This is a genomic window from Paraburkholderia sp. RL18-101-BIB-B (assembly GCF_046026985.1).
Classification (GTDB): domain Bacteria; phylum Pseudomonadota; class Gammaproteobacteria; order Burkholderiales; family Burkholderiaceae; genus Paraburkholderia.
Genome location: NZ_JARESV010000055.1, coordinates 20385 through 37314, shown reverse-complemented (window position 1 = coordinate 37314; position 16930 = coordinate 20385). Strand labels below are relative to the sequence as shown.

The 16930-nt window shown below is 61.7% G+C and carries 13 protein-coding genes, 1 tRNA gene and 2 pseudogenes; 13 read left to right on the top strand and 3 right to left on the bottom strand.

From position 1 onward, the window contains the following. Positions 1-21: 21 nt before the first annotated feature. Positions 22-1086, bottom strand: coding sequence for a selenide, water dikinase SelD (gene selD, locus P0D73_RS39705; RefSeq protein WP_408182240.1), 1065 nt, complete (start codon positions 1084-1086; stop codon positions 22-24). 197 nt (positions 1087-1283) lie between these two features. Then, the gene (locus tag P0D73_RS39700) at positions 1284-1835 is read right to left on the bottom strand and encodes a hypothetical protein (RefSeq protein WP_408435467.1); all 552 of its coding nucleotides are present in this window, start codon (positions 1833-1835) and stop codon (positions 1284-1286) included. A gap of 3 nt (positions 1836-1838) precedes the next feature. Here P0D73_RS39700 and fdnG point away from each other — a divergent pair, with 3 nt between their 5' ends. The 7 genes from fdnG to P0D73_RS39665 all read left to right on the top strand — a co-directional run bounded on the left by fdnG (position 1839) and on the right by P0D73_RS39665 (position 11100). Then, complete coding sequence (gene fdnG, locus P0D73_RS39695) at positions 1839-4907, top strand: formate dehydrogenase-N subunit alpha (protein ID WP_165924004.1); 3069 nt, start codon at positions 1839-1841, stop codon at positions 4905-4907. A 9-nt stretch (positions 4908-4916) separates the two neighbouring features. Then, positions 4917-5849, top strand: a complete 933-nt coding sequence (fdxH, locus tag P0D73_RS39690) for a formate dehydrogenase subunit beta (protein WP_408182243.1) — start codon at positions 4917-4919, stop codon at positions 5847-5849. Continuing rightward, the gene (locus P0D73_RS39685; RefSeq protein WP_132381418.1) at positions 5836-6492 is read left to right on the top strand and encodes a formate dehydrogenase subunit gamma; all 657 of its coding nucleotides are present in this window, start codon (positions 5836-5838) and stop codon (positions 6490-6492) included. Before fdxH ends, P0D73_RS39685 begins: the two co-directional genes overlap by 14 nt. Before the next feature lie 110 nt (positions 6493-6602). Further along, the gene (fdhE, locus tag P0D73_RS39680; RefSeq protein WP_408182244.1) at positions 6603-7598 is read left to right on the top strand and encodes a formate dehydrogenase accessory protein FdhE; all 996 of its coding nucleotides are present in this window, start codon (positions 6603-6605) and stop codon (positions 7596-7598) included. Positions 7599-7633: 35 nt separating this feature from the next. Then, entirely contained in the window at positions 7634-9064 is a 1431-nt protein-coding gene (gene selA / locus P0D73_RS39675; protein WP_408182246.1) for an L-seryl-tRNA(Sec) selenium transferase, read from the top strand. After that, positions 9061-10974 (top strand): selenocysteine-specific translation elongation factor, encoded by a 1914-nt coding sequence (gene selB / locus P0D73_RS39670; protein ID WP_408182248.1) that lies wholly within the window; start codon positions 9061-9063, stop codon positions 10972-10974. The genes selA and selB overlap by 4 nt, the downstream gene beginning before the upstream one ends. A 30-nt stretch (positions 10975-11004) precedes the next feature. Continuing rightward, positions 11005-11100: transfer RNA gene (locus P0D73_RS39665), tRNA-Sec, on the top strand. Between the two features lie 280 nt (positions 11101-11380). On the opposite strand, the pseudogene P0D73_RS39660 reads toward P0D73_RS39665, so the two are convergent. Then, a pseudogene (locus P0D73_RS39660) lies at positions 11381-11473 on the bottom strand (IS6 family transposase); the annotation flags it as partial. 96 nt (positions 11474-11569) lie between these two features. Between P0D73_RS39660 and P0D73_RS39655 the strand changes: the two are divergent. The 6 genes and pseudogenes from P0D73_RS39655 to P0D73_RS39630 form a co-directional block, all read left to right on the top strand. Further along, positions 11570-11794, top strand: a pseudogene (locus P0D73_RS39655) (IS6 family transposase); the annotation flags it as partial. A gap of 448 nt (positions 11795-12242) precedes the next feature. Further along, positions 12243-13292 carry a porin gene (locus P0D73_RS39650; protein ID WP_408182249.1) on the top strand — a complete coding sequence of 350 codons (1050 nt, stop codon included), beginning with the start codon at positions 12243-12245 and terminating at the stop codon, positions 13290-13292. A gap of 181 nt (positions 13293-13473) precedes the next feature. Continuing rightward, positions 13474-14217 carry a GntR family transcriptional regulator gene (locus P0D73_RS39645; protein WP_132381458.1) on the top strand — a complete coding sequence of 248 codons (744 nt, stop codon included), beginning with the start codon at positions 13474-13476 and terminating at the stop codon, positions 14215-14217. After that, a complete protein-coding gene (locus tag P0D73_RS39640) occupies positions 14214-14993 on the top strand; it encodes an ABC transporter ATP-binding protein (RefSeq protein WP_408182250.1) in 780 nt (259 codons plus the stop codon). Before P0D73_RS39645 ends, P0D73_RS39640 begins: the two co-directional genes overlap by 4 nt. 10 nt (positions 14994-15003) lie before the next feature. Next, positions 15004-15813 carry an ABC transporter permease gene (locus P0D73_RS39635; protein WP_408182251.1) on the top strand — a complete coding sequence of 270 codons (810 nt, stop codon included), beginning with the start codon at positions 15004-15006 and terminating at the stop codon, positions 15811-15813. A 96-nt stretch (positions 15814-15909) separates the two neighbouring features. Then, a complete protein-coding gene (locus tag P0D73_RS39630) occupies positions 15910-16923 on the top strand; it encodes a zinc-binding dehydrogenase (RefSeq protein WP_408182252.1) in 1014 nt (337 codons plus the stop codon). Positions 16924-16930 lie beyond the last annotated feature (7 nt).

The window sequence follows — 16930 nt, the reverse complement described above, 5'->3', positions numbered from 1 at the left end:
GCTCCTTCGTCCGCTCGCGGCTCAGATGACCTCGACGCGTCCTTCTCCACTGACCATTTCGCCGATCACACACGCCTCGCCGAACCCGTCGGCGCGGAACAGGGCGAGAACCTCGTCGACGGCTTGCGGCGCGCACGAGACCAGCAAGCCGCCCGAGGTTTGCGGATCGGTGAGCAGCGTGCGCGCCGTCGCAGGAAATGAGGAGGGCAGAACGATGTTTTTGCCGTATGCGTCCCAGTTGCGTCCCGACGCGCCGGTGAAAATGCCGGCTTCCGCGAGGCTCACCACGTCTGGCAGCCACGGCAGATCTGCATAGCGCACGCGCGCGGTCAGGTTCGAGCCGCGCGCCAGTTCCAGCGTATGGCCGAGCAGGCCGAAGCCGGTGATATCCGTGAGCGCGTGCACGCCGCCGAGCCGGGACAGGTCCGCGCCCGGCCGGTTGAGCTTGGTCGTCGCGCCGATCATGGCGGCGTAGCCGGCGGCGTCGAGCCGGTCTTTCTTCAGGGCTGCCGAGAGAATGCCCACGCCCAGCGGCTTGCCGAGGATCAGCACATCGCCCGCTTGCCCGCCCGCGTTGCGTTTGACGCGCTTCGGATCGACCACGCCAATGGCGACGAGGCCGTAGATCGGCTCGACCGAATCGATCGAATGGCCGCCGGCGAGCGGGATGCGGGCCTCGGCGCACACGGATTCGCCGCCCTTCAGCACGGCTGCGATCACTTCGTGCGGCAGCACGTTGATCGGCATGCCGACGATGGCCAGCGCCATCAGCGGCTTGCCGCCCATCGCGTAGACGTCGGACAGCGCATTGGTCGCGGCGATGCGGCCGAAGTCGAACGGGTCGTCGACGATCGGCATGAAGAAGTCGGTGGTGGCGACGATCGCCTGCTCGTCGTTGAGTTTATAGACGGCGGCGTCGTCGGCCGTGTCGTTACCGACCAGCAGATCGGGAAAGAACGGCAGCGGCGCGCTGCGCTTGAGCAGATCGGCAAGCAGGCCGGGCGCGATCTTGCAGCCGCAACCGCCGCCGTGCGACAGACTGGTCAGACGGGGCGAAGCGCTTGCGTGGCTGGGGGTATTGGTCATTGTGGCAGGCATTTCAGGCTACGAATGACCGCCATTATGATGGTTGTTCGTGCAATGCGCAGGGACCGGCGGTCGCCGAAGCGATCCGGACAGAACGCGAAACACGCCGTGCATTCCTCCGCGCCTGCCCGCAACGCGCCGCGCGGTCGCAATGCGCTTAACGCAAAAGTGCGACAAAAGCGCGGCAAACTCACTCGCTATTTGTTGCTGCCGGCCCCGGTGCCATAGAGGCCGTTATCGAAGCCGCCCGCGCCTTGGGATTTGTGGCTCTTCCCGTCAGTCTTGCCGCGCGAGTTCGCCGAACCGCCATCTTTTGTCTGAGGCTTGTGCGATTCATGGACTGCGGACGCGGACGAATCGGGCGCCGATCCCATCGAAGAAGTGCGGTTCTCCTGCTGCGACGAACCGCTGCCCTGTGTGATCTGAGCAATACCGCGCGTACTCAGCGCGAGCATCGCGGCACCCAGCGCAAGCGAGACAACGCCGACCGACGCACACGATTTCACTGCGCCGTAAAGATTGCCTGCGAGAGAAGATTTGAGAAGGGGATAGGTCATAAGTGCCCAAAGATCTGGAGTAAGTGTCGGTGCGTGGCTCACTGATTCAGCAATAACAATGCCTCGACTTTGTTGAAATCGGCTGTGGCATTTCATATTTAGTTGCACTGTAGAAGGCATAAGTTCTCGCTGCAGGATTTCATACCGGTCTCTATAATCGTTATCAGTGTCCCCATAAAGAGCCGAGGCCATTCAATGACCCATATGTCCCGGCGACAATTTCTGAAGGTCTCCGCCACCACGCTAGCCGGATCGAGTCTCGCCCTCATGGGCTTCTCACCGACGCCCGCGTTAGCGGAAGTCCGTCAGTACAAGTTGTCGCGCACAACCGAAACCCGCAATACCTGCCCGTACTGTTCGGTAGGCTGCGGCATCCTGATGTACGGACTCGGCGACAACGCCAAGAACGCAAAGTCCAGCATCATCCACATCGAAGGCGATCCCGATCACCCGGTCAATCGCGGCACGCTGTGCCCGAAGGGCGCGAGCCTGATCGACTTCATTCACAGCCCGAGCCGTCTGAAATATCCGGAGTACCGTGCGGCCGGCTCGAATGAATGGAAGCGCATGTCGTGGGAAGACGCACTCGATCGCATTGCGAAATTGATGAAGGAAGATCGCGACGCCAACTTCGTCGAGACAACGGCAGACGGCAAGAAGGTCAACCGCTGGCTGACCACCGGCGTGCTCGCAGCATCGGCCGGTAGCAATGAAGTCGGTTATTTGACGCACAAGACTGTCCGCAGTCTTGGCATGCTCGCATTCGACAATCAAGCACGTGTCTGACACGGCCCGACGGTGGCAGGTCTTGCCCCGACGTTTGGCCGTGGAGCGATGACGAACCATTGGGTCGACATCAAGAACGCGGATGTGATTCTGGTGATGGGCGGCAATGCGGCCGAGGCGCACCCGTGCGGTTTCAAATGGGTCACTGAGGCCAAGGCGCATCGCAAGGCGAGGTTGATCGTGGTCGATCCGCGCTTTACGCGCACGGCATCGGTTGCGGACTATTACGCGCAGATTCGGACCGGCTCGGACATCGTGTTCCTGGGCGGGGTGATCAACTATCTGCTCACCAACGACAAGATCCAGCACGAGTATGTAAAGAACTACACGGACATGCCGTTCATCGTTCGTGAGGATTTCTCATTTACCGACGGTCTCTATTCCGGCTACGACGCCGACAAGCGCAAGTACGACCAGAGTTCGTGGGACTACGAACGCGGCGACGACGGCTTTGCCAAAGTCGATCCGACGTTGCAGCACCCGCGCTGCGTCTATCAACTGATGAAGCAGCACTACTCGCGCTACACGCCCGAGCAGGTCGAGAGCACGTGCGGCACGCCTAAGGAAAAATTCCTCAAGGTGTGCGAGATGCTCGCATCGACGGCTGTCCCGGGGCGCGCCGGCACGATCCTGTACGCGCTCGGCTGGACGCATCATTCGATCGGCGCGCAGATCATCCGCACCGGCGCGATGGTGCAATTGCTGCTAGGCAATATCGGCATTGCGGGCGGCGGCATGAATGCGCTGCGCGGTCACTCGAACATTCAGGGTTTGACCGACCTCGGCCTGATGTCGAATCTGTTGCCGGGTTACATGACGCTGCCGCTGGAAGCCGAACAGGACTTCGACGCCTACATCGCGAAGCGCGCGAGCCAGCCGTTGCGGCCGAATCAGTTGAGCTACTGGCGCAACTATCGCGCTTTCCATGTCAGTTTCATGAAGTCATGGTGGGGCGATAACGCGACCGCCGAGAACAACTTCGGTTTCGACTACCTGCCGAAGCTCGATAAGTCATACGACATGCTGCAGGTCTTCGAGCTGATGAATCAAGGCAAGATGACGGGCTACATCGCGCAGGGCTTCAACCCGCTCGCCGCGGCGCCGAACAAGGCGAAGATCGGCGCGAGTCTGGCCAAGCTGAAGTGGCTCGTCATCATGGATCCGCTCGCCACCGAAACCTCCGAGTTCTGGAAGAATTTCGGCGAGTTCAACGACGTCGATCCCACTTCGATCGCGACCGAAGTGTTCCGTTTGCCGACCACCTGTTTCGCGGAAGAGCGCGGTTCGCTGGTCAGCTCCAGCCGCGTGCTGCAGTGGCACTGGCAGGGCGCGGACGGCCCCGGAGAAGCGAAGAGCGATCTCGAGATCATGTCGGGCTTGTGGCTGCGCATCCGCGAGGCCTACAGGAAGAACGGCGGCAAGTATCCCGATCCGATTCTCAAGATGAGTTGGCCGTATGCCGACCCGGAAAGCCCGACGCCTGAAGAGATCGCCATGGAGTTCAGCGGCAAGGCGCTTGCCGACGTCACCGACCCGACCGACAAAACCAAGGTGCTTGCCAAAAAGGGCGAGCAACTGGCGAGCTTCGCACAGTTGCGCGACGACGGCAGTACCGCGAGCGGTTGCTGGATCTTCTGCGGCGCATGGACCCAGGCGGGCAACCAGATGGGCCGCCGCGACAATTCCGACCCGACCGGCATCGGCAATACCCTGAACTGGGCGTGGGCCTGGCCGGCGAACCGGCGGATTCTGTACAACCGTGCTTCGTGCGACGTCAGCGGCAAGCCGTTCGATCCGACGCGCAAGCTGATCGCCTGGAACGGCAAGGCGTGGACGGGCGCGGACATTCCCGACTTCAAGGCGGACGAACCGCCCGAAAACGGCATGAATCCGTTCATCATGAACGCGGAAGGCGTGGCGCGCTTCTTCTCGCGCGATGGTCTGGTGGAAGGGCCATTCCCGGAGCACTACGAACCGTTTGAAACGCCGCTCGGCTACAACCCGCTGCATCCGAACAACAAGGCGGTCGTCAGCAGTCCGGCGGCACGTGTGTTCCCCGATGACCGGGCCGCGTTCGGCACGCACGAGAAATTCCCGCATACGGCGACCACCTATCGTCTGACGGAGCATTTCCACTACTGGACCAAGCACGCGCGCCTGAATGCGATCGTGCAGCCGCAGCAGTTCGTGGAGATCGGCGAGGATCTGGCGAAGGAGGTGGGCGTGGTGGCCGGAGATCGCGTCAAGGTGTCGTCCAATCGCGGGCACATCATTGCCGTGGCGCTCGTCACCAAACGGATCAAACCGCTGATGATCGAAGGAAAGAAAGTCCAGACAGTCGGATTGCCGCTGCATTGGGGCTTCAAGGGACTCGCGAAGCCAGGCTATCTCGTCAATACGCTGACGCCCTCCGTGGGCGATGGGAATTCGCAAACACCGGAATTCAAATCGTTCCTCGTCAAGGTCGAAAAGGCATAGGGAGAAGAGATGGCACTGCAATCACTGGACATCAAACGCCTCTCGGCCACGACCTTGCCTGAACCGCAAGTGCGTGAGCCGGTCACGGGCACGGTCGCCAAGCTCATCGACGTGTCGAAGTGCATTGGCTGCAAGGCGTGTCAGACCGCCTGCATGGAATGGAACGATCTGCGCGATGAAATCGGCACGACAACCGGCATCTACGACAATCCGCGCGACCTGAGCGAGCATTCATGGACCGTCATGCGGTTCTCGGAATACGAGAACACCGAAGGCGATCTCGAGTGGCTGATCCGCAAGGACGGCTGCATGCACTGCGAGGATCCCGGTTGTCTGAAGGCTTGTCCGTCGCCGGGCGCGATCGTGCAGTACACCAACGGCATCGTGGATTTTCACGAGGAAAACTGCATCGGCTGCGGCTATTGCATCACCGGCTGCCCGTTCAACGTGCCGCGCATTTCGAAGAAGGACAACCGGGCGTACAAGTGCACGCTGTGTTCGGACCGCGTGGCGGTCGGCCAGGAACCGGCTTGCGTGAAGACGTGCCCGACCGGCGCGATCATGTTCGGCACCAAGGAGGACATGAAGCAGCAGGCCGCGGAGCGGGTTGAAGATCTGAAGGAACGCGGTTTCCAGAACGCCGGTTTGTACGATCCTGCCGGCGTGGGCGGCACGCACGTCATGTACGTGCTGCATCACGCCGACAAGGCCAACCTGTATCACGGTTTGCCGCAGAATCCGAAGATCAGCGCGATGGTTGCCGTGTGGAAGGGGCTGGCCAAGCCGCTGGCGCTGGCGGGCATTGCGTTCGCGGCCATAGCCGGGTTCTTCCACTACACGCGCGTCGGTCCGAATGAGGTGTCGGAGGCTGATGAAGCCGAAGCCCAGCACGAAGCCGACGAGGCACGCCGTTCGCGGGAGGCATCCAATGAAGCACCCTGAGCATACCGATCTGAAGGACGTGAAGGGCAACAGTCTGATCGTGCGCTACACGCCGAACGAGCGTACGAATCACTGGATCACCGCGATCACGTTCGTTCTGCTGGCGCTGTCCGGCCTCGCCATGTTTCATCCGGCCATGTCGTGGCTCTACGCGATCTTCGGCGGCGGGCAATGGACGCGGATTCTGCATCCGTTCGTCGGCTGCGTGATGTTCCTGTCGTTTCTGATTCTTGCGTTGCGCTTCTGGCATCACAACTATCTCGACAAGGCTGACCTTCAGTGGATGAGGCAGATCGACGACGTGCTCAACAATCGTGAGGAAAAGCTCCCCGCGATCGGTAAGTACAATGCCGGTCAAAAGCTGTTATTTTTCACCATGGTGATCTGCCTGCTGCTGTTGCTGGCGAGTGGCATCGTGATCTGGCGCCGCTATTTCTCGTTCTATTTTCCGATCGAGATCATCCGGCTCGCGGCGCTCGTGCATGCCGCGGCGGCGTTCGTGCTGATCGTCGGGATCGTCGTGCATATTTATGCGGCGCTGTGGATCAAGGGGTCGATCGGCGCCATGACGCGCGGCACGGTGACCTACGGCTGGGCGCGGAAACATCATCCGAACTGGTTCAAGGAAATCATCGGTAAATAGCGGGCCACGCATAGGCAACCCAGGCAGCGCGGATTCCGGCGCGCTGCACCCGAGCCGCCGTCCTTGTTCGATGAACGGCGGCGGCTCCTTAGTTTTCAGAGGTCGATACTGTGGTTCAACGTATTCTCGAAGCCGGCGATATCGAATCGCTCGATCATTCGGCGATTCCGCGCATTCGCACGCCGGAACGGCTCGCGGTGTTTTCCGCCCGCGCCGCGCGGCTGCGCCAGCTTGCGGCGCTCAACAATCCGATCGCCGGCTATTTGCGCCTGATGGCCGTGCTCGCCGATGCGCAGCAAGCCGTGATGACGAGCTTCAAGGCGCAGCCGCCCAGCCTCGAGTTGATCGCGAGTGCGCAGCAGCATTCCATGCCGCTGATTCCGGCGCTTTCCGGCGTGCGCGACCCGGCGTGGCGGGACGTGCTGCGCCAGTTGCTCGACAAGGTGGCAACCGCGGGCCCGCTCACGCCGCCGCTCGAAACGCTGATTGCCAGGCTGCGCACGCTCGACACCGCTACGCTCGAATTCCAGGCCGACGCAATCTTTGCGCAGCGCTTCGAAGAGGTCGATCCGGCGAGCGCGCCGTTCATCGTGGCCGCGCTGCAAGTGGTGTGGACCGACCTCGCTGCCGACATCGACAAGCGCGAGGTGCCGTACATCGAGACACTCGGCCTGTGTCCCGTGTGCGGATCGCATCCGGTGGCGAGCATCGTGCGTGTGGGCGGCGCGTATGACAATTACCGCTACCTGCAATGCGGCCTGTGCTCGACCGAGTGGCACATGGTTCGCACGAAGTGCTCGAACTGCGATTCGACCAAGGGCATCGCTTATCACACGGTCGGCTCGCCCGATGCGGACGAGGCTACGCGCGAAGCGGAATCGAAGAACGCCGCGCTGAAAGCGGAATCGTGCGACGAATGCCATACTTATCGAAAGATCGGCATTCAGTCGAAGGACTACGATTTCGAACCGTTCGCGGACGATCTCGCCAGTCTCACGCTGGATTTGTTGATGGGGGCGGAAGGTTACCGGCGCGCGTCGCCGCATCCGTGGCTGTGGCCCGAACAGGGTGTCGGTGCGGATGACTCTTCCGGCGAGTCCGACTAGCAGCGAGTGGATGCGACTAGAAAAGGGATGGCCTCGTGAGCGATGTAAGCGGCTCTGAATTGCAGGCGCTGATGGCGCGCGTGCCGTCGGTGGAAAAGGTGCTGGCGTCGGTCGAGTTCGCGGCATTGATCGGCGAATACGGCCGCACCCAGGTGTTGAGCGCGGTGCGCGAAGCGCTCGACACCTGGCGCGCCGGCGCGCAGTCGGGCGATGCGTCTGTGAGCGCGCTCGACGTCGCGCAACTGAAGCGTTCAGTCGAAGCCGCGCTGCGCCAGCGCAACGAGTCGCGCTTGCGCAGCGTTTTCAATCTGACCGGCACGGTGTTGCATACCAATCTCGGCCGCGCATTGCTGCCCGACGAAGCGGTGCAGGCTGTGATGAAAGCGCTGACGCAACCCGCCAACCTCGAGTTCGATCTGGGCACCGGCAAGCGCGGCGATCGCGACGATCTGATCGACGCGCTCATCTGCGAACTGACCGGCGCCGAAGCGGCCACCGTGGTCAACAACAACGCGGCCGCCGTGCTGCTCACGCTGTCCGCGCTGGCGTCGAAGAAAGAAGTCATCGTGTCGCGCGGCGAGCTGGTTGAAATCGGCGGCGCGTTTCGCATTCCCGACATCATGAGCCGCGCGGGTGCGAAACTGCGCGAAGTCGGCACGACGAACCGCACGCATCTGAAGGACTACGAGGAAGCCATCGGCCCGCAAACCGCGCTGCTGATGAAAGTCCACGCGAGCAACTATGCGATCAGCGGCTTCACCAAAGAGGTCGGTCTGGATGAAATCGCGCCGCTTGCCCATGCGCGCGGTCTTGCGGTTGCAGTGGACCTCGGCAGCGGCACGCTGGTCGATCTGAGCCAATGGGGCTTGCCGCGTGAAACGACGGTGCGTGAAACCGTCGAAGCCGGTGCGGACCTCGTCACGTTCAGCGGCGACAAGTTGCTCGGCGGTCCGCAAGCCGGTTTGATCGTCGGGCGGCGCGATCTGATCGCGAAGATCAAGAAGCATCCGCTCAAGCGCGCGTTGCGCGTCGGCAAACTGACGCTCGCGGCGCTGGAGCCCGTGCTGCAGTTGTACCGTGCGCCGGAGAAGCTCACGGAGCGGCTCACCACGTTGCGCTTGTTGACCCGTCCCGCCGACCACATCCGGCTCGCCGCGGAGCGCGTGCAACCCGCGTTGCAGCGCGCATTCGGCGAACGCTATGCGGTGACGGCGGAGCCGATGTTCAGCCAGATCGGCAGCGGCGCTTTGCCGGTCGACGTGCTGCCGAGTTACGGCCTCGTCGTCAGAATGGCGGACGGCAAACGCGGTGGCCGTCAATTGGTCGCGCTTGAAAAGCGGCTGCGCGAGATGGCGAGGCCCGTGATCGGCCGTATCGCGGACGATGCATTGCGCCTCGATCTGCGCTGTCTCGAAGCCGCCGATGAAGCGCAACTGATCGAGCAACTGAAGGGCGTGCGCGCATGATCGTCGGTACGGCGGGACATATCGACCACGGTAAGACGAGCCTGGTGAAAGCGCTCTCGGGCGTCGATACGGATCGGCTCAAAGAAGAGAAGGCGCGCGGCATTTCCATCGAATTGGGTTACGCGTACGTGCCGCTCGAGAATGGCGACGTGCTCGGCCTGATCGACGTGCCGGGCCACGAGAAGCTCGTGCACACCATGACCGCGGGCGCGAGCGGCATCGATTTCGCACTGCTCGTGATTGCCGCCGACGACGGTGTGATGCCGCAAACGCGTGAGCATCTGGCGATCATCGAGCTGCTCGGTATTCGGCAAGGTGCCGTCGCGTTGACCAAGGTGGACCGTGTTGACGCTCGGCGTCTGCGCGAAGCGCACGACGAAGTTAGCGCGTTTCTAAGCGGAAGCGTGCTCGAAGACGCACCCGTGTTCGATACTTGCGCGGTGCGCGCCGACGATCCCGGCGTGGCCGCGTTGACGGCGCACCTGCACGCGGCCGCCGCGGCGTGGCGGATGAAGCGCGACGACGGCCTGTTCCGTCTCGCGGTCGATCGTGTCTTCACGCTCTCGGGCCAGGGCACGATCGTGACCGGCACCGTGGTGTCGGGCCGCGTGGCGGTCGGCGACACGATGCTGCTCGCGCCGAAGAATCAACCGGTGCGCGTGCGCAGCATTCATGCGCAGAATCGTCCGGCGCAAAGCGGCCGCGCCGGCGAGCGCTGCGCATTGAACCTCGCGGGCATCGAGAAGAGCGCGATCGATCGTGGCGACTGGATCGTCAATCCGCGGCTCTCGCAGGCGTCGCAGCGAATCGACGTCATGCTGACGCTGCTCGCCGATGCACCGCTTACGTTGGAGCATTGGGCGCCGTTGCATGTGCATCTGGGCACGCAGCACCAGGTCGCGCATGTCGCGTTGCTCGATGGCGACACACTCGGCGCCGGTCAGCGTGCCCGCGTTCAACTCGTGTTCGAGCGGCCGGTTTGCGCGCTGCCGGGCGATCGGTTCGTGGTGCGCAACGCGCAGGCTAATCGCACGATCGGCGGTGGCCATGTACTCGACCCGTTCGCGCCGTCGCGCAAGCGTCGTTCGGCCGAGCGGCTGGCGTGGCTCGACGCGCTTCAGACGGTGCTCGACACCGGCACGCTCGACGCCATCTTCGCGAGAGCGCCGCATGGCTTGTCGCGCTTGCTGCTGGAAAGTTTGACGGGCATGCCGGCGGCCGCGCTCGCGTTGCCGCCCAACACGCGTGTCGTGGAACTGCCAGGCGAGGACGCATTGCTAGTCGCCGACGCGCTTTGGCAAGCGCTCAATACGCGATTGACGACGACGCTCGCGCAGTACCACGAACGCTCGCCGGACGAGTTGGGCCCGGACATCTCGCGCTTGCGACGCATTGCCGCGCCGCTGGTGGACGACGCGCTGTGGCGCGCGCTTGTCGACGATGCCGCGACGCGTGCCGAGATCGTCAAACGCGGGCCGTGGCTGCATCTGCCAGGCCACACGGTGACGCTCGACGACGTTGATCGCGCGCTCGCGGCGACGTTACTGCCCGCGGTCAAAGCGGGGCGTTTCGATCCGCCGTGGGTACGCGATCTGGCCAGCGCGCACGGCGTATCCGAGGAGCGTGTACGCCAATTGATGCGCAAGCTCGCGCGGCAGGGCGAGCTGTTTCAGGTTGTGCGCGATCTCTTCTATCACCCGGAGATGATTCGCGAACTGGCTTCAATTGCGGCTGACGAGGCGCAAAAGAATGCCGGCACGGTTGCGGCCGCACCGTTTCGCGACGTCACCGGATTGGGCCGCAAACGCGCGATTCAGCTTTTGGAATTCTTCGACCGGGTTGGGTATACTCGCTTCCACCGTGGCCTGCATCTGCTGCGCACGGATAGTCGCTGGCTCGATCTGCTCTGATCATTGGCAACGTGTAGTTCAATCACCGTAGGAAGGCATTCGTGTCCGGTGGCGCGGCTGGGCTTCAAACCCAGTTGAGGGCGTCAGACGCTCTCAGGTCGGTTCGACTCCGGCTGCCTTCCGCCAGTTAAGGCTTTAATGGCCGGCAGAATTTATTTACGTTTTGTTGCGTTTGCTTGGCGCACCTCTGCCAAGTGCCGTGCCACCACCTGCAAAGCGTTCTGCGACAACGCTCGGAAGGATGACCTTTGCTACTCACGCGGTGACATCAACCGCTATCCGAGACGACCTGTACGGTCGCAAAGTGGTGACAGTCTGAAACAGGTCGGACAGCGCCATTGACAGCAACGTGCGAGGCGAAGCAACCGTTTGAAAGCGGCATATTTTAGTCACGAAAGCAGCGTCAGAATGTCAAAGTTGAAACTGAAGCTCGCCGTCGCCGCTTGATCGCCCGATGGTCCTGCTCGACGAGGTTGTTGAGATATTTGGATTGACGGATCCTCCCTTGACCCAGCTGTGCGCTTCCGCGCCAGCGAGGAGCAAGACTTGACCTATCCTTTGTGAGGCAGTTCGCAAATGGCCTTTACAACTTTCTGCTCATAGAAGTCATCAGCCGACGCGCGAACGCGAGCGACGCATGCGTGGCTTCCGCGATCCTGAACGCACGCAGGTTTTCTTAGCCAGCTTCGGTCCGATCCGTCAGCACTTCGCGCTCAAGCGACACCTGCTACGCACCTCACTCTATCGCAAACAGCTCGCCGCACGCTTCACCGCCAGGCATCGTTTCACCGAGGCCACCCAAGTTCCGTCCATTTTCTGAGCAAGCGTGTGTCCTCTCCGCTATTGTGTCGCGCGCAATTTAACGTGACAGCGCCCCAACGATTGCCCCTCCCAGTTGTTGCCCGGCTTTTAGGCGATGTTCACTTAATAGCTCGCCCAGTAGCAGCTCTACGTGGCGGTCTTGCCGTGCAGTTCAACCTGCAGCGGCGAACCACTCACCCGACACCGCACTGAAAAATAGTGAAGCCTGATCGAGAGGGCGCGATCCGCGCGTAAGCATCTCACGCTTGAGATGTCCAGAAATAGTTGTTGTGCTTCTCTTTTTTGTCGTTCTAAAGTCAATCGTCGAGCGCTTACCGACTATTTGTAAGCACCTCACGGGTGTGCGTTTCTCGTACACGTCACATGGAAATCGTAATCGACAGAGTATTTCACGACGAGATGTTTAGTAATCCGACATTAACCATTTACCGAAACGGGAATTTGAAATGCGCAAGATGGCTTTGGCTTGTTCTGCAGCGCTCGTTGCACTCGGCACCGTGACAATGACGCCGGCCCGAGCCGATGTCACGCTGTACGGTATTCTCGATACGTACGTGGGTTACACGAACGCAGGCGGTAAAGGTGCACAGACTGCGATGCAGAGTGGCGGTTTGTCGGCAAGCCGCATAGGGATCAGAGGGAGTGAAGATCTCGGCGGCGGCCTGCGTGCGACGTTCGACCTCGAGAACGGCATTCTCACGAACTCCGGGGCCGCGACGGATTCCACGCTCGCCTTCAGTCGCAGTGCGTGGGTCGGTCTCGGCACGCCGTATGGCGAATTCCGTTTCGGACGCCAGAACTCGGTGCTGCTGCTGATGCACAGCAAGTTCGACGCATTTTCCGGCGGTACGTACGGCTCGTTTCTTCACAACGCTTCGACGTTCGCATTCCGCTACGACAACATGATCACGTACTGGTCGCCGAACGTCGCGGGATTCACGTTCTCCGCGGGTGCGAGTCTAGGCGGTCAGACGTCGCCGCATGACGCGTTGAACGCCTATGTCGGTTCGATCGATTATCAGCACGGGCCGCTATACCTCGGCGTCAGCCACGCGGAACAGAATGGCGCGAACGGAAAAATCAATACGAAGACGACGTTCGCCGGCGGCAGCTATCAGTTCGGCAGTCTGACGGGTTATTTCGGCTACTACCGCGGCAACAACCTCGGCTCGAATACCGCAACCAATGTCGAAGGCAAATATCACAGCGTCTATTCGCTATCGACGACGTACAACCTCACGCCCGCGCTACGACTCGCGGCCGGCATCGGCTACGCGCAGGACAGCTCAGGCCAGCATAACAACGCGGGCGAAGTAAGCGTTGGCGCGTTTTACAGCTTGAGCAAGCGGACGCTCATCTATGGAACGCTTGAGCGGCTCGTAAACCGTCACGGCGCGACCTATGCGCTGATCGCCAACGGCCCCATCACACCGAACACGCCGGCGCGTGGAGACGGGGTGACAGGCGCACAGCTCGGGATTCTGCATTCGTTCTAAGGGCATGAGCGCGCCGTGAGCGTCATGCGTATATGGCATGCGATAGGGCTCAACGCATTGGCTGAACAGCTCAGAAGTCACGTTTTTTTTCCGTGCATTTTTTTAATGGCTGTTCTAAGTTAACTCATCACCTGCCCACGCAGATCCACGTGAGCAGCTTACGAGACGAAGGAGAGGTGTCGTGAAAGATCCTGCAGCTCCGACGGTGGAATTGATCGACTGTTCGAACGAAGCAAAACTTCTCAGTGAGCGGGCGTGTTCGGCGATCCGTCAGGACATTCTGTCCTGCGTAATCGAACCGGCCGCCACGCTGACGGAAAGCGCGCTGACCGCACGCTACGGCATCGGCAAGGCAACCTGCAGGGTGGCGCTGCAGCGTCTCGCGCAGGAAGGCTTTGTGCGCATCGTGCCGCGTCAGGGTTACGTGGTGACGCCGATTACGTTGAAGGACGTCGAAGAAGTGTTTGCGCTTCGCCTGGAACTCGAACCGCTATCGGCGCGCCTCGCCGCGGGCAAGGCCGATATCGACCTGTTGAACCGGCTGGAGCGCGCGTGTCGCAACGACGATACGTCGCTTGGCATCGGCAGCCGGATCGGCATCTTCATGGACGCGAATGCCGCTTTCCATATGGCGATCGCCGAATGTTCGGGCAACAGCAGGCTGGTTCGCATGCTGGGTGGCCTGCTCAACGATATGGCGCGGCTCGTGTCGCTCGGCTTCGGCGTGCAGAACACGAAGCCGGAGATCCGGCATGACCACACGGCGATGATCAGCGCGCTCGCGAGCGGCGACGGCAAGCGTGCCGAGCAGATCGCGCACCGTCATGTGGCGACGTTTCGCGACATGACGATGGAAAAGGTCATGGCGAGCCTGCGCGACACGCATGCAGGCGCACCGATCGTCCCGTTGCGAGGCGCACGATGAACGCGGTAACTACCCAGGCCATGTTTGAGAAGCCTGCCACCGCGCGCAACGCGGTGGAAGTTGAGCACGTCTCGAAGCACTACGGCAGGCTGGCGGTGCTCGAAGACATCAGCCTGACCGCGCCTTCGGGTTCGGTGCTAGCGATCGTCGGCGCGTCCGGATGCGGCAAGAGCACGTTGCTCAACATCATCGCGGGACTGGTGCAGGCGGACCAGGGCGGCGTGCGGATCGACGGAGTTGCCGGCGAGCCGACTCACGATACCCGCGTGGTCAGCTACATGTTCCAGGAAGACCGCCTGCTGCCTTGGCGCACTATCGTGGCGAATACGGAGTTCGGTCTCGAAGCGGGCTCGCTCAACGCCGAACGGCGGCGCGAACGCGCGCTGGCCGCGCTGAAGATGACCGGCCTTGAGGGATTCGAACACGCTTATCCGCACGAACTCTCGGGCGGCATGCGTAGCCGGGTGGCACTCGCGCGCAGCCTCGTCGTGAAGCCATACATCCTGTTGATGGACGAGCCGTTTTCCAAGCTCGATCCGCAGATGCGCTCGCAGATGCACGCGGAACTGCTGCGAATCCGTGAGCAGTTGAAGATGACCGTCGTATTCGTCACACACGACGTGGAAGAAGCCATCGTCCTCGCGGACAAGGTGGTTGTCCTGCGTCCGCGGCCGGGACGTGTGCGCGATGCGCTGATGATCGACCTGCCGCGGCCGCGCGATCCGCTCGCCGCCGAAGTTGCGGAAACGGTGCGCCGCGTGCGCGCCCTCATTTAAGGACGTTGCGATGTCTTCTGTTTCGACCGCCAGTTCTGTTTTCCCCGCACGGTTTGGCCGCCTGACCCGCTTTGCGAAAGTCGCCGGTCAACGTCTTTCGCTGCTCGCCATATTCCTGATCCTGTGGTGGCTGGCGGCGCAACGCGTGCCGGCCTTCATCCTGCCCGGCCCGGAAAAAACGTGGAACGCGCTGCTTGACCTGATCGCCACCGGCACATTTGCCGAGGACCTCGGCATTACGCTGTACCGCGTCGTTGCGGGCTTCCTTCTGGCCGCGCTGGTCGGCACGCCGCTCGGCATCCTGCTCGGCGCGAACCGGCGACTCGGCAGTTTTTGCGAGCCGGTGCTGTCGGTGGTCAACACGGTATCCGCTGCGATCTGGGCCATCTTCGCGTTGATCTGGTTCGGTATCTCGAACGGCACGACCATCTTCGTCGTGTTCATGGAAGCGATGCCGCTGATTCTCACGAACGTGTGGCAGGGCGCGCAAAGCGTCAACGCCGAATACGTAGAGCTTGCCCGCAGCTTTCAGATGTCGCGCAGCAAGGTGATGACCAAGATCTATCTGCCCACCGTGCTGCCGTATTTCTTCTCCGGTGCGCGCCTTGCGTTCGGCTTCGGCTGGCGGGTGTCGCTGGTGGCAGAGACGATCGGTTCGTCGAACGGCGTCGGCTACCGGCTGCGTCAGGCGGCGGACCTTGTTCAGACCGATCAGGTGTTCGCATGGACGCTCACCATGGTCGTGCTGATGGTGGTGCTCGAGTACGGCATTCTCAAGCCGCTTGAAAACCACCTGTTCCGCTGGAAGAAACGAGCATAAAGAATGGCTCGCGACGCACTGCTGCCGCGCCGCGGGCTGAAGTAATCGAAATTTACGAAGAAGTAGAGCGTCTGCATTCCATAAATAGGAGTACATATGAACGGTACGATGAAGGCTTTGATTCTCTCTGAACACGGTGACGTGGACAAACTCCATGTCGGTGAGCTACCGATGCCGAAGGCGGTGCCGGGTCACGTGGTCATCCGCGTGCGCGCGTCGTCTTTCAACTATCACGACGTCTTTACGGTGAAGGGCATGCCGGGCATCAAGGTGCCGCTGCCTGTGGTCATCGGTCTGGATATGGCGGGAGAGATCACGGAGGTTGGCGACAACGTCGAAAACTGGTCGGTCGGTGCGCGCGTGCTTGTCAACCCGCTCAACAAGAAGAAAGGTCTGATGGGCGAAATGCTCGACGGCGGCATGGCGCAGTACTGCCTCGTCAGCGCGGACCAGTTGATCGCAATGCCAGAAGGCGTGACCTTCGAAGAAGCGGCGTCTTTGCCGGTCGCCTACGGTACAGCGCACCGGATGCTCGTCACGCACAACACTATCAAGCCGGGGGATCGTGTGGTCATTCTGGGTGCGAGCGGCGGTGTCGGAACCGGCTGCGTGACGCTTGCCAAAATGCTCGGCGCGGAAGTGATCGCGGCCGCCGGCAGCGCGGACAAGGCTGAACGGCTCAAGGCCATGGGCGCCGACCACGTCATCAACTATCGCGACACCGATTTCTCGAAGTGGGTCATCGAGAAGTACGGCAAGCCGCAACGCCGGAGCTATGAAGGCGGCGCGGACGTCGTGATCAATTTCACCGGTGGCGATACGTGGGTGCCGTCGCTCAAATGCATCAAACGCGGCGGTAGTCTGCTTGTCTGCGGCGCGACCGCGGGCCACGATCCCAAGGAAGACCTTCGCTACATCTGGAGCTTCGAGATTCGCGTGATCGGATCGAACAGTTTCTATGACGACAACCTCTCTGCACTGATGGAATTGATCCGTACCAGGAAGATTGCAGTGCAGATCGACAAGGTGTTGCCGCTCGAACAGGCCGCCGAAGGCCTGCGCATGATTCGCGATCGGGAAGTGCTCGGCAAGATTGTCGTTACCCCATAAAAATACG

What these genes read in the sequence shown, in the direction of transcription:
- P0D73_RS39640 (WP_408182250.1), top strand. Translation starts at nt 14,214, where the DNA reads ATGAACGCGGTAACTACCCAGGCCATGTTTGAGAAGCCTGCCACCGCG.
- selD (WP_408182240.1), bottom strand. Translation starts at nt 1,086, where the DNA reads ATGACCAATACCCCCAGCCACGCAAGCGCTTCGCCCCGTCTGACCAGT.
- P0D73_RS39685 (WP_132381418.1), top strand. Translation starts at nt 5,836, where the DNA reads ATGAAGCACCCTGAGCATACCGATCTGAAGGACGTGAAGGGCAACAGT.
- selB (WP_408182248.1), top strand. Translation starts at nt 9,061, where the DNA reads ATGATCGTCGGTACGGCGGGACATATCGACCACGGTAAGACGAGCCTG.
- P0D73_RS39700 (WP_408435467.1), bottom strand. Translation starts at nt 1,835, where the DNA reads ATGGCCTCGGCTCTTTATGGGGACACTGATAACGATTATAGAGACCGG.
- fdxH (WP_408182243.1), top strand. Translation starts at nt 4,917, where the DNA reads ATGGCACTGCAATCACTGGACATCAAACGCCTCTCGGCCACGACCTTG.
- P0D73_RS39635 (WP_408182251.1), top strand. Translation starts at nt 15,004, where the DNA reads ATGTCTTCTGTTTCGACCGCCAGTTCTGTTTTCCCCGCACGGTTTGGC.
- P0D73_RS39630 (WP_408182252.1), top strand. Translation starts at nt 15,910, where the DNA reads ATGAACGGTACGATGAAGGCTTTGATTCTCTCTGAACACGGTGACGTG.
- P0D73_RS39650 (WP_408182249.1), top strand. Translation starts at nt 12,243, where the DNA reads ATGCGCAAGATGGCTTTGGCTTGTTCTGCAGCGCTCGTTGCACTCGGC.